At 48.9% G+C, this 13,754-nt stretch carries 7 protein-coding genes; 5 read left to right on the forward strand and 2 right to left on the reverse strand.

The genetic code is table 11. The features are described 5' to 3' along the window. Positions 1 to 350: 350 nt before the first annotated feature. The gene (locus tag Pan54_RS23795; RefSeq protein ID WP_165441947.1) at positions 351 to 7,493 is read left to right on the forward strand and encodes a beta strand repeat-containing protein; all 7,143 of its coding nucleotides are present in this window, start codon (positions 351 to 353) and stop codon (positions 7,491 to 7,493) included. A gap of 214 nt (positions 7,494 to 7,707) precedes the next feature. Here the strand turns inward: Pan54_RS23795 and Pan54_RS23800 are convergent, their stop codons facing one another. Both Pan54_RS23800 and Pan54_RS23805 read right to left on the reverse strand, forming a co-directional pair. Continuing rightward, the gene (locus Pan54_RS23800; RefSeq protein WP_146505931.1) at positions 7,708 to 8,016 is read right to left on the reverse strand and encodes a branched-chain amino acid aminotransferase; all 309 of its coding nucleotides are present in this window, start codon (positions 8,014 to 8,016) and stop codon (positions 7,708 to 7,710) included. Between the two features lie 370 nt (positions 8,017 to 8,386). Next, positions 8,387 to 8,695, reverse strand: a complete 309-nt coding sequence (locus tag Pan54_RS23805; protein ID WP_146505374.1) for a branched-chain amino acid aminotransferase — start codon at positions 8,693 to 8,695, stop codon at positions 8,387 to 8,389. Positions 8,696 to 9,200: 505 nt separating this feature from the next. Between Pan54_RS23805 and Pan54_RS23810 the strand changes: the two genes are divergently transcribed. From Pan54_RS23810 to Pan54_RS23825, 4 genes are all read left to right on the forward strand, one after another. Beyond that, positions 9,201 to 9,407, forward strand: a complete 207-nt coding sequence (locus Pan54_RS23810) for a hypothetical protein (RefSeq protein ID WP_146505932.1) — start codon at positions 9,201 to 9,203, stop codon at positions 9,405 to 9,407. Positions 9,408 to 9,468: 61 nt separating this feature from the next. Continuing rightward, positions 9,469 to 9,864 carry a hypothetical protein gene (locus Pan54_RS23815; RefSeq protein ID WP_146505933.1) on the forward strand — a complete coding sequence of 132 codons (396 nt, stop codon included), beginning with the start codon at positions 9,469 to 9,471 and terminating at the stop codon, positions 9,862 to 9,864. 268 nt (positions 9,865 to 10,132) lie between these two features. Continuing rightward, on the forward strand, positions 10,133 to 13,093 hold the full coding sequence (locus tag Pan54_RS23820; RefSeq protein WP_146505934.1) for an MMPL family transporter: 2,961 nt from the start codon (positions 10,133 to 10,135) through the stop codon (positions 13,091 to 13,093). An 89-nt stretch (positions 13,094 to 13,182) separates the two neighbouring features. Continuing rightward, positions 13,183 to 13,668 carry a hypothetical protein gene (locus Pan54_RS23825; RefSeq protein ID WP_146505935.1) on the forward strand — a complete coding sequence of 162 codons (486 nt, stop codon included), beginning with the start codon at positions 13,183 to 13,185 and terminating at the stop codon, positions 13,666 to 13,668. The last annotated feature ends 86 nt before the right edge of the window (positions 13,669 to 13,754 follow it).

Here is a 13,754-nt window from a genome sequence, read left to right on the forward strand (position 1 = left end):
GGCGCTTGATTTTCAGGGGAGTGTTCTGTCGTAACTGTTATGTGGGAAACATCTTACGACGAAAGTCCCCTCTCGGGATATAAATATGCAGAGGAAACATCCTGTGAACTTATGCGGATTAGAACGATTCTACTCAACTTTACGGTCGTAATGATCCGAAATTCAGAGTAACCGCCATTCTCGGCACAACCGGTATAACCTGACTGCGCTCGGTTTGAGTGAACGTATTCAGGACACCTTTCAGAGATTGACCTCTCGCATAAGTATTTCCAACTGAATGAGTTGTCGCAAGTTCGACAGCAAGTTCCCGAACTTAGCAGGATTCAGTCAGCATGACGCTGGAGCCCTCAATGAAACGTCTTCTCGCCTGTATCACGACAGCATGTATGCTGTGTGTTCCTGTCATCTCCTCTTGGGCAGATGAAGTGGACTCATCGGGTCGCGTCCGACTATCGGACGACAACTCGACGCCTCCACCGATTCCGCACGTCATCGGTTCCGATGACGGAACGGGAAGAGCCGTGTTGAACGGCATGGGGGAAGGATTGCCTCAATCCTCTCCTGTGTACCAGGAAATGTACAATGCCCCGAACCTCGGCTATCGGATGTCCGGGGATGTCTTTACGACTCAGTTTCGTTTAGACCAACGCAACGGCGGCCTGTATGGTTACGACGATGGCTATGTCAACGTCGGGGCCTTCATCCCCAAAGCTCTGGATGAGAACAGTTTGATGTTCTTCGACATCCGCGGCTTGTTCACGAACAACTCGGATGGGGGTTTCAACCTGGGACTGGGACGTCGTAATTACGATGCCTACGGCGACCGCGTCTACTCGCAGTCGATCTGGCTCGATTACGATGGCGGCCACGTCAATCAGTATTTACAGGGTGGTGTCAGCTGGGCGATGACCTCGCGTTACTGGCGTACCCGCGTGAATGTGAACCGCATTTTGAGTGATAAAGATGATTTCATTGGCGAGTCTATCGATACCGTGAACCCATTCTTCGCGGGTAATCAGATTAACCTGAATCGCGATCGATACCGCGAAGTCGCCTATAACCATGCCGACGCCTCGATTGGTGGACCAATTCCACTGCTCGGTCAATTCGGCATGAACTGGGACTTCGGTCTGTATTACGAATCATCCTATCGCGGTCAGGATGGAGTGGGCTTCATGGCTCATGTCGATGCAAATCTGACTGAAGACCTAACGATGGATGTTCGTTATACCAACGACGACATTTTCGGAACCAGTTCACAGCTCAGTTTCGTTTACAACTTTCCTGATGGTCGGGCCTCACGCGTGATGCGACAGCCTCGCGTTCACGATTACATGCTGCGTCCTGAAGAACGTAACTACCGCGTCAGTACAAAACAATATACAGTTTCCGACAGCATCCCATTGCTGAACAGCTTTGACAATTCGCCGATCACGGTTGCACATATCGATCCGTTTGAAGTCGATAATGTTCTGGCTGCTGGCGATGGTTCTTCAGAGAATCCCTTCAACAGTACGGAAGCCTGGAATAATTTGACAGGAGCTGAAAAGGCTGAGTTCGATATTGTTCTTGTTCAACCGGGTGTTGTACCGGATGGAAGTTTCTTCACGAACAACCTGAACTCAGGGATCACGATTGTTGAAAATCAACGACTCCTGGCATCAACAGGACGACTTGTCAGAACTCTTGGCGCGAGCGGAAATGAACTTCTAACTTATGCACCTCATATGGTTCAGGCGAACGCAGGAGCCTTGGGAACCGGTACTTATGCAATCCCGGGAGCGACGGCAGATGATACGGCTCTGTTTGGAACCATCTTCGATCCTGTCACCGACCCACGGCCAATCCTGACAAACGATACACCACCAATCACCAACCCATTATTACACTACTCTGTCGTCACCATCGATAACAGTTTCTCTGTGGCCTGCGAATCTGATACGGAAGTTTCTGGCTTCCAGATCAGTGGTGCCAATCCGAATATGCCAACGATGCTCAACAGCGGTATCGTGACGGCTAATCTGCTCGATCCATCGATCAACCTGCATGCAGGTGCCGGTGGCAACAACGGAACCGGTGTGACCGACTTCGATATCAACAGCAACTCAATCATCGATACTGTTCACGGTGTCAATATCACCCATGTGGGAACTGGCCAGGGTATTGTCGAATTGAACCGCATCGAAGGTGATGGCTTTAATTCAAACTCTGGCATTACCATTAATCAGAATACGGCCACAACCGGTAACTTGAATCTGCGTGTGAATGATAACCTTGTGTTCAATGTCTTCGGTGAAGATATTAACAACAACGGTGTTCTGGATGCTTTCCTCACAGGTACTGAAGACCTGAACGGAAATGGTAAGCTCGATATTGGGGAGGACCTCAATGGAAATGGCATCATCGATGTCAGCGAAGACAACGACAAAGATGGCGTACTCGGGGCAGATGACCTGGGTATTGGTATCAGCATTGTTGCAGACGGAGCTGGTAACAGCATCAATTCCAACTTCACTGAAGATACGAATGGTAATGGTGTCCTGGACGTCGGCGAAGATGCCAACGGTAACGGACGATTCGACTACGGTGCCATTTCCCGCAACGTGACTCACCTGGACGAAATGCAATATTTCCGTCAGCAGGGTCTGGATGCCAATGGAAATGTTGTGAATACATTCACCGCCAAAGATATCAATGGTGATATCCAACTGATTCCACCGACAACGGTTCTGTCGGTTTCCGATACCGATGACAATGTCGGTAACAAGAATGGTATGAATCTGTTCGCTGATAATGGTGCAACGGTTGAAGCCAATGTCATCAGCAACGATACCTCTTTCAACAATCCTTACCAGGCCGGATTACTGCCAACGGTAAAGAATCCATATGTCCAAACCGCACCGATGGCTTTGGGGAACGAATATGGTTTCCGAGCAGCAGCTGATAACGGTGGAACAATCACACTGGCCTCGCCAAACGCTCACTTGTCCAACAGCAACTTCGGACATGGGGCAATCTTTGAAGCCGATAATGGTTCAACATTCGACATGCTCACTCCAATGAGCGGCACGTTCGAAGTGGATTCTATCACTGGAGCGATAGTCAATGTTGTCCCAAGCGAATTCAACGACAACGGTTTGAACGGTTTGTTCATCAACGGAGATAACAGCAGTTCATTGACTGTCCAGGTGGGACCTTCCAACTCGGCTTTCGATTTCACACTGTCTAACCCAGCCGATCAAACAACACGTACCTATACCATTTTGAACCAGTTCCTGCGTAACGGCCAAGATGGACTCGACACCACAGACGGCAATGGAGTTCACATTCGTCTCGATAACGGTGCAGTACTGACCAGTGTCAATGAAGATGCCAATGGCAACGGAATACTGGATTTGACTGAAGACACCAACGGAAACGGAATTCTGGATCTTGGCGAAGACCGCGACAACGATGGAATTCTGGACTTGACTGAAGACCTCGACGGCGACGGTGTTCTGGATCGAACCGGAATTTTTCACGCAGCAATCACTGACAATACCAACCATGGTTTGCTGATCGACATTCAGGATACAGGATCACTGGGAACGACATTCAACGACTTTACCCTCCAGGAAAGTATTCTCAGCGGAAACATTCAGGACGGTATTTATGTCAGTGCTGAAGATACTCCATTCAGTGGGCTCAGAGTTGCTAACAACCAAATCACTAATAACGGTGTGAATGGTATTAACTTCCAGTTGCTCAACTCGACAATGACTGACCCCTTCATTGAAGGCAACCTGATTAACGGCAACGGGAATCTGCAGACCTTCAATCCGATCAGTCAGTTCAATATTGATGTCGTCTTCCAGGGTGGATTGTCTGCCTCACAGCAGGTCATCTTCCAGTCGGCTGCTAATCGCTGGGCGGAAATTATTGTGGGTGATGTTCCCGATGTCGGAGCCATTGATGATATCCAGATCTCAGCTGAGGCTGTTGCCATCGATGGTGTGAACGGTATTCTCGGACAGGCCGGACCGACTGGCTTACGAATGGGATCTAACATTCCATTCCAGGGAATCATGCAATTCGATACCGCCGACCTGGCTGCACTCGAAGCGAGTGGTCAGTTGGAAGATGTTATCCTGCATGAAATGGGACACGTCCTCGGAATTGGAACCATCTGGCAGACTCAAGGCTTGCTGCTAAATCCAAGTAACGGCGATGGCGTAACAGATACCCGCTTCACGGGAGCGTTGGCCACAGCACAATACAATACAATTTTCGGAACAGCTGACACTGGGGTACCAGTGGAAAACAGCGGTGGACCCGGAACAGCTGATGGACACTGGAGAGAGTCAATTCTCGACAATGAGTTGATGACTGGCTTCCTGAATTCACCAGGCCCGAATCCTCTGAGCCGAATTACTGCCGGTTCGCTGCAGGACCTTGGTTATGTTGTCAATCTGAACGCATCGGATGCTTATTCAGACCCAACACCACTTAATGGAACAACGACGAATCCTCTGAATGGAACATTCAATCAGAATGTCGGACCATTCCATTACGCTGCAGCCACACCAACACCAGTCAACCTGGTCCAAATCGATCCCGGTGCAATGGGCAACGGTATCAATATCTCTGTTCTCAATAGTAATCTCGACAATGTGATCATCGAGAACAACCTGATCAACGGGAATACGGGAGACGGTGTTCGCCTGATCGATCCTCAGTTCGCTACGAACAACGAGGGAGATAACCAGATTCACTACCGACTCAACCAGATCAACAACAACATTGGTTATGGTTTGAATACTTCGCTGAATCTGAACAATCATCTCGATGCGATCATCTGCGTGAACGATATCTCCGGCAATGGTCTGGGTGGTATTAACGTCGAACTTTCTAACAACGCCATTTATCACAACGGCCTTATTCCTCCGAATACCTTGTTGACTCCTGATCCAACCGATGAAGAGTCCTGGTTCTTCGGTAACACGGTGAACAACAATAATGGTATTGGTTACCACATTACCGCCGAAGACAACAGTCAGTTCACTCTGGTTGGTAGTACTCCGGAAGCCAGCACAATCAATGGCAACCAGGATGCTGGACTCGGAATTGAAATGTCTGAAAACACCGTGGGTGATCTTCGACTCGATAATGTGACCATCAATGGCAATCAGGATGCTGATGCCGGTGGTGTCAATGATAACCTTAACTTCAACGGAGAAGGTATTGGCATTGTCCTGAACGACAATGCAATGCTTGACAACATGCGAATTGGTGATCCGATTGTCGTGAACCCTGCCAACCCTGGCACGATTCGTCCAACAACAATCAGCGGTAACCTGAATAATGGTATCTCTATCGTGGCCTCCGGTTCTACGTCACTCCAGACACCATTGATCGCCAACTCGACGATCTCCAACAACGGTACTAACGGGACCGGAGATGGTATCAACGTGGTGCGAAATCAATCGGCAATCGTCGGTGATGATGCCAACGTCATTCCACCCTTGTTGACTATCCCAGGTGGGACAGGAGGAGCTTCTGTTCCTTCACCAATCGCACCACTGGGGCTTTCAACTCTGGTTCCACCATTCCCATTCTCAACCAATACGGTTCCTGCCCCACCAGCAGAAGCATTTGTCATTCGTGACAGTGTCATCAATGGTAACGGTGGAGACGGTATCGACTTGACTGCGAATCTGGCAAATAACAATGATGAATATCTGATCCAGCAGAACGACATCTCCGGTAACGGAGCCAATGGTGTCCGCTTGTTTGCTCAGGGTGATGCCGAGATGCTGGTCGATATTCGATACAGCACCATTAATGACAACGGTGCCAACGGGATCTTCCTGGTCACAAACCAGAATGACTTCACTGATGAAGTTTCCATCACTGGAACCTGGGTCGGCCTGCAAATCGACAATAACACAGGTGATGGTATTAACCTCTCAGGTGTGTTTGGTGATCTGAATAATACCCTTCGTCCTCTGCAGATCGGATCTAACTTTACGGAAGACCTGAACAATAACGGCTTCCTGGATCCCGGCGAAGACCTCGATGGTGACGGTCGACTCGACTCTGATGCTGTTATGATTACCAATAACGGAGGAAATGGTATTAATATTCCTGGTGTCGGATTCTATACCGTCAGCAATGCCTTTATCGATGGTAACGGTGGAAGCGGCTTGAATGTAACTTCACCTTCAAGCGGGTATGTGGATCGTTCCGTTATCAGTAATAATACTCTTCACGGAATCAACCTCTCCTCAACAGGCTTCTTTGAAGATATTAATCTTGTTATGACCAACTCGTTAATTCAAGATAACTTGCGTGATGGTATTCAAATGACGGTGAATCCCGGTGGTAATACTCGTACTAACTCAACCGGTGCGGGCAATCCTGAAATCGAAGTGGTCTTCGATACTAACGTGGTTCGCGACAATGGTGGACGAGGTATTGATACCACAGTGCAAGGCGACGGTGCGGCTTCGGTTGATATCAACAATATTATTGTCTCAGGAAATGGTGAGCAGGGGATTTACAACCTGATCACTGCTTCAACAACACAGAGCAATGAAGTGTCAGCCGACGTTGACTTAGCTCAGGATGGAAGCATCTTTGCCAATGCCTTCCTGGACTTCTCAATCTCTGCTGATCCAGGCTTCAACGGCACTGGCCAAAACCAGATCGTCAACAATGCTCTGGGAGACAGCTACAACGGCGGGGGACTTGTCTTCCGTGTCGGAACGACAGGAGCTGACAGTAACACGCCAAACAATCGACCTTTTGAGGATCCAAACACTGTTAACCCAGCTGCATTAGGTGGATTGAGAGCCTCTATCGACGATACCAATATGATGGGTAACAATGGGGTTGACTTCTGGATGCATACCTTCACCTCCACAGTTAATCCAGCAACGACCGGTGGAGCCTGGACCGATCAGAACACCAACCCGCGTAACGGTGCAAACGACGTGTACACACCTAGTGGATATCAACAGGATCCATTGGCACGAATTCAAATCGATTCATTGTCAAACCTGACCGGTCAATCTGCTGATGTCTTCGGAGCCTCTCGAACAGGCGGAACTACTGACAACCAGAACTTCGCCTTCTACAACAACAATGAACCTATCTTCAAATCCCGTACTCAGAATCAGGATAACGGCACCGATGGAGGAGCAGATGATAATGGTCCATTCAACAGTGGCACACGTTCACGAAATGCAACTCGACTACCAGCTCGAACAACCTTCGTGACAATGACACCACTGCCACCAGACTTGACCATCATTGATCCTCCTCTTAACTCCGACAACTTCCTCTTCCCAGGGGTTGGAGAAAGCACGATGCAGATCAATTCACTGATCCCAGCATTCGATGCAGCTCTTGGAGGATTCGCAGCGGTTAACTCCGACTTCACAAATCAAATCTTCCTCAACAACAACGGTGGTATCAGCGGATTCGATACCAGCTACTACTTCGAACCTTATTAATCGAATTTGTTGCTAACGCACAACAGGCCCGGCGATCATTGATCGTCGGGCCTGTTTGCTTTTTCCGCGGCTATTGGAGACCACACACTTCAAGCAGCCGCAGAAGAGTTTTCGAAAGCGGAGGGCGGAAAGCGGAAAGCCGAAAAGGGTGAAATTGTTACAGCGGTTCCGAACCCCTCGGCTTTCCGCTTTCCACTTTCGGCTTTCATTTCACCTACTTATAACTTTCCGCAGTCGGCTGAGAGTCGCAGGCCAAATTCCATTGGCTGTCGCAGTAGTCGTATTCATCTCCGAAGTAACTTCCCGCCACTGCTCCTTTGCAGCCGGCTGCTCCGCGGTAGGCGAAGCTTTGGTTAACGCTACCGAAGGCCGAGCCAACATCTTCGAGTTCTTCGTTCACGCCCCAGGCGACTTCGGACAAGCCGACCACCAGGCCAACAACGCAAATTGTCGCGATCAGGACCAGTTCTGCAGAAACGATGAAGCCAGCTTCATCGTGGTATAACGCGTGTGCAATGTTCATCGTTCAGGTCTCCTTGAGAGAGGCCAGTGGCGAGAGGCCAGAGGCCAGAGATAAATGGTTGAATGTTGATACAGGTTAGAGATTAGTGCTTAGAGGTTAGAGTATTTATCTGGGTGGCTGGGGTCGCAGCGAAGCGGAGCCCCCAGAGGGTTCAAAAGCGGAGAGTGGAAAGCCGAGGGGTTTGGAGCCACTGGGAAACCGTTACCTTTACGGCTTTCCGCTTTCCGCCCTCGGCTTTTACTCTAACCTCTCCCCACTAACCCCAAATCTAATTTGATTCACAAATTCATTTCTCGTTCTGCAGGAGCAGACTCAGCGATCTCAGTCTCTAGTCCTTCGTGCGACTGCCCCCGGTGGAGCAGAATGCTCCTTAGTAGCTTTCGCCGGTTGGGGCGACATCGCAGCTCACGTCGCAGGAATCATCGCACTGATCCCATTCGTCGTTGTATTTGCTGCCAGCGATTCCGCCTTTGTGACCGGCTGTTCCGTTGTAGTGGAAGTTCTGATTGATTGAGCCAAAAGCTGATCCGACGTCTTCGAGTTCCTGATTTACGTTGAAAGCGACTTCGGAAAGTCCGACAACCATTCCGAGCACGGCAATCGTGGCAACGAGAACGAGTTCAGCAGAAACAATGAAACCAGCTTCGTCGTTGTAAAGAGCGTTGATGAGTTGAGTCATGGTGGTGGTCTCCAGTAAGAAAGTTTGTTTTGAAGTGTGTGTCAGGTCGTTGACAAGATGTAAAGCAGCCGGTGTGCCAATGGGTAAGAAGGGTGATTCAGCGTGGTAGAGCTGGGTGGGTTGAAGGCGGCGTAATTACCTACACTGCAAAGGCTTGCGTCATTGTAAAATTTCCAAAAAATTACGTCCCAATGGGTGAATAGGCAATCTGGCAGACTGATGCAAAAAAACAACAGGAATCAGATTTAAACTTATCTGCATCGATATCCCATTGATATGTAAAGGCTTATGTCAATGATGCTCAGTTGCATCATGTTGTGAAGTGGCAACGGGGTCTTGAGTGAGCAGAACCGGTCTTCAAAAAGAACCGAAAAGCTGTTAAATAGCGGCTAATTCACAGGGATCTCTGGAAGGATTCTGGAACGGTTTCCTGTGACATCTTTCAAATAATGTTGAATTCACCATCCATGACGGATTGGAGAAAGCCGAAATGATTCGGAAAAACATGCCTAATCTCAGAGTGATCTCACCGATTTCCTCCCGGTGGGTTCTGTCTGCCTTAATCCTGCTTTCAAGTGGATGTGCTTCCTCACGAATGCCATCAAGCTTTTCCTCTTTGGTTCCCGGTCGGGGAATCTCCGGCCAATATGAGCCGGATGTCGATTATGAAGCCGAGCAGACTGCTCAGGCAGAGACTGATGAATTCGAGTGAAACTGAATCCCGGAAGCCACCTTTCCCCTGTAGTAGCAAATATTCCCCGAGGAAGTTGATCATGGCATGGATGCCAGAAAACCATTTACTGAGAACTTTGTGTAAAACGACGATGCTCTTGTCCATCATTCTCGTGACAAGTGGCTGCGAAGTTGGACGCACGATGTTCCAGCACAGCAGCGGGCAAAGCTCTCCCTGGCTGGGAATCGATTTGATCCCCCGCAAAAAGAAGGTCTCGTCGATCAATCAGATGGAACCGAATCTGGTGAAAGAGACTTCCACAAAAACCGCGAACCTCTCACTGGCAAAGCAGGAGAAGGACTCATCCGAGAAATTCAAGCGGAAACCGATTCGATTGAATCTCCCCAGCAGTCGGGCAGAACTCGAACCCACAAAATTGACCGAATCAGACGACATCGACTTCACGGTCTCATCAATGCGCTCCCGTCAGTTTTGAAACTGGCCCAAGCTTTCCCAATTCTCGCACGCTTCAATAATCTGACTGCCGCAAGCATCTCAAAGTGGTTATAGTGTTTGGGCTGCTCTCTTAGAGTAACATTTGCTTTATTTGAGACTTCGATTAAGAAGTGATCCACAGAGTTGCGAGAAATTTAAGTGAGTTAGAGGCTGCTGGTTTGAGACAGGGAAGTCCAACACAATCGTTCGCTCTCAATCTGCCTGGTCGGATCATTGCTTTTGTATGCGCCCACCCTCTGAAAACGCTATTGGTTGCTTTCTGTGCGACGCTCTTCTGCGGTCTTGCGGCTCTGACAAATCTTCAGTTCAAATCCGACCGATCCGATCTCATCAGTCCGGATGCGAAATTTCATCAGCGTTGGATGGAATATTGCGAGCGTTTTCGAGAATCCAATGAGTTAGTCATTCTGGTCGAAGGCTCAGATCCTGTTCTGCGAAAGCAGGCGGTGACCTGGTTTGAAAAAGAATTGCTTTCTCGTCCCGATCAGTTCAAGAATGTGCTGACGGTCGATTCCTTTTATGCTCCCGATGAAGCACTCGAATTTTCCGAACAGGTACACTTGCTGACTCGTGAATTGCAACTGACCGAATCCATCACTCAATCGAATGCCGCTGGTTCGCCGCTATTGAGTCTGCTGTCGATTTCGGAACAGGAACTCAGTTCATCGGATTACGGCTCGACACCAGATCCTCTGCTGGTCACCAATCGGGTCGCTAAATCGCTGGAGAGATCCCTGCAGGAAATTGATCATTCCTTCAAACAGTTTTTTCCCGACTCCGTCACTGCCAACGAGGAGTTCTGGCATCGCTATGTCGGATCTCCGGACCGTCAGGAGATAAATCAGAGTGAATCCGCAGTGAATTCCACGGCAGATCGATCCACACTCATTGAAGCCGAGACTACGGATGAAAGCAGTCTGATTACACTCGTGCCTCAGACCGAAACGATTGCGGGTGGAGATAAGTATCAAAAAACGCTGGCATCGTTGCATAAAATCGTCTCGGCCTGCAGGCAGCGATTTCCTCAATTGAATATTGGTGTCACCGGAATTCCTCAGCTCGAATACGAAGAGATGTCGCGCTCGCAGGCCGATATGACACTTGCTTCGCTGCTCTCTGCAACCGGGGTTATTCTATTGCTGATCTTCGGCTACCGAGGACTCTCGTTACCGATCATTTGCTGCGTAACGGTTGGCGTCAGCATGATCTGGACATTGGGGGCGACAACATTTCTGATTGGCCATTTAAATATCCTCTCGATGGCATTTGCTGCGATTCTGGTCGGACTTGGTATCGATTTCGGAATCCATCTGTTGTCGAGCTATCAGGACTTTTGCAGCCAGGGGCGTGCGGTTGATGCTTCACTGTCTCTGGCAGGTCATACTGTCGGACGAGGAATAGTCACTGCGGCCTTAACAACTTCGGTCGCGTTTTTATGTGCAGGCTTCACGGAGTTTCCCGGAGTCGCAGAGTTGGGAATCATTGCGGGAGTGGGCGTTCTACTCGCTGTTGTGGCAACTTTTGTCATCTTCCCACCACTTGTTGTTCTGATCAGTTCCAAAAAACGAACTGATCTTTCTCGTACAATTGAAGCACATGCCGTCAAGCATACTGCGTTCATGAATTTGCTGAGGTTTTCAGTCGTCGAACGCCCCTTCCGAACATTACTGCTGACACTGTTACCCATCTCGGGACTATGTCTGAATGCCTGGGAATGGAGTTCTCATGGCCCAGACTGCCTCGTGAAATACGATGCGAATTTGCTCAACATGCAGCCTCGCGATTTGCCGGCTCTGGAAACTCGAAATGCGTTGACGAAGAATCAGGATGACGATGTTCTGTATGCGGTCACCTGGTATGCTTCACGCGAGCAGGCCATTGAGCAGGCAGATCGTTTTCGAAAACTGGAGACTGTTGGAGAAGTCATCGAACTGGCTTCGGAGCAGACGGTCGGCTTCAACACATATCCCGGTATGCCTGAGAACGGACTGGCAAGTGGGATGAATCAGCAAGCTCTGCAAGCGAGTGTTCGGCGAGCAGTCTCGATGGAGAGCCCGACTCTGGCCAGCTTGCCGCACAATCCTTCCGAAGTGGGACAACGGCTGGAAAATATTCTCGAAAAACTGACTCAAACGGAAACTATTCTCAGCACACAATTGAGACTCGAAGTCGATCATTTTCTGGATATTTTCGCAAAGCAACCATTTGATATTCAAATTCAAATTCTCGGAGCAGCAGAGCGGGAAATGATTCGCTCATTATGGTCGGAAGTTCGGCTCATCGCAATCAACCTGCAGGAACATCTCGAACTTCAACAGATGTACCAGCAGGATATCGTCGAGCGATTCCGAAGTGCCGAAGGCGATTGGCTCCTGCAGATTCGACCGAATATCGATGTCTGGGACGATGCCGGCCTACAGCAATTTGTGACCGATCTTCGCACAGTCGAAAGCGATGTAACTGGCGTGCCAATCCAGAACTTTGAAGCGTCGCGACAACTCAAAGAGAGCTATCTGAACGCGGCTGCCTATGCGGCTCTGGCCATCATTCTCATTCTGATGCTCGATGTCTGTCACAAAAGAACGATTGTTCGAGTCTGGCCAATATGCGTGCTGGCAATTTCAGGAATTGTGGGACTTCGTTTCTGGAGTCACTGGGATTTGGCTTCGGAGCTAACCCTATTAAAACTTCTGTTTGCCTTCACAGGCTTGATTGTCGCCTTCAGTCTGGTGATGGAAAAACGGCGCTGTGTGATTGGCTTACTCGCTTTGTTGCCCCCCACTATTGGAGCAGCAATGCTTCTCGGCTCAATGTCGTTGTTCGAAATCTCATTCACACCTGCCAATCTTATTGCTCTGCCACTCGTATTAGGCATCGGTATTGATGATGGCGTACATGTCATTCACGATTTTTATCGCAGCAAACAACGCTATACGATGTCGGGAAATACGTGCCGGGCGCTGGTGTTGACCACCCTCACCTCAATGGTCGGCTTCGGTTCTCTGGCCTTCGCTTCTCATCGCGGACTGGCAGGACTGGGGCAAGTTGTGGTTACTGGGATCGCCAGCTGCTTAATTGTTTCGATCATCATTCTCCCTGCGTTGCTGTCCTGGTTATTCGATGAGCGAACAGTGGCTCAATCCAACGAAGACGAATACAAGCTCAGTGAGAATCAGAAGCCGTTAACCAAACAAAACTTCGCGGCTTGAGAGAGTGCTCATCTTGAAATTACTATGAAAGTTCGACAGGATCGTTTCAGGTATTCGATAATCGATAGAATTTACTGCATGAGGAACTTATGGAGGCTCGCTCCGATACGACACCGCAAAAAAATATGCGTAATCGATTTTTAATCAGTCTGATCTTTGTTGGTTTAATCGTTGTGCTTTCATTTGTTTGGACAGCTTATCGTGAGCAGTCGAGCGTTGCTGACATTCGAGGATTTGTGGTATCGCGACAGACCATGCTGGGGAGAGTTCAAGCCGTTCATCTCAACGATGTGTCAGATTCCGAAATACATCAACTCGTTCTTGCTGATTTGGGTTCGTTAAAATCTCTGCAGATTTCCGAGAGTCAATTGAGTGCAGCCGGGATCGATGAGATCTGTCAGTTGGACGAATTGATCTTTCTGAACCTGGCTGGGACCAGTTTTCCGGAATCGGAAGTTTCAAAATTATCACAGTTGAATCATCTGGAAAAACTCGATCTGACCAATTGCGAGATACCCTCACAAGTCGTGATTGATTTGCAAAAGCGAATCCCAAGCACCCGGATTTTTAATTAGCACTGAAGCATTACAAAACTCCAGCTAGCACATAAGTAAAATGTAATCCGGCAGTCAGATGTACTTCGACGATGGTATTGGTTAAT

This window comes from Rubinisphaera italica (assembly GCF_007859715.1).
GTDB lineage: Bacteria > Planctomycetota > Planctomycetia > Planctomycetales > Planctomycetaceae > Rubinisphaera > Rubinisphaera italica.

Bases quoted from the DNA above. Each gene is read 5' to 3' on its own strand.
- Pan54_RS23795 (WP_165441947.1), top strand. From the start codon at position 351: ATGAAACGTCTTCTCGCCTGTATCACGACAGCATGTATGCTGTGTGTT.
- Pan54_RS23800 (WP_146505931.1), bottom strand. From the start codon at position 8,016: ATGAACATTGCACACGCGTTATACCACGATGAAGCTGGCTTCATCGTT.
- Pan54_RS23805 (WP_146505374.1), bottom strand. From the start codon at position 8,695: ATGACTCAACTCATCAACGCTCTTTACAACGACGAAGCTGGTTTCATT.
- Pan54_RS23810 (WP_146505932.1), top strand. From the start codon at position 9,201: ATGCCTAATCTCAGAGTGATCTCACCGATTTCCTCCCGGTGGGTTCTG.
- Pan54_RS23815 (WP_146505933.1), top strand. From the start codon at position 9,469: ATGGCATGGATGCCAGAAAACCATTTACTGAGAACTTTGTGTAAAACG.
- Pan54_RS23825 (WP_146505935.1), top strand. From the start codon at position 13,183: ATGGAGGCTCGCTCCGATACGACACCGCAAAAAAATATGCGTAATCGA.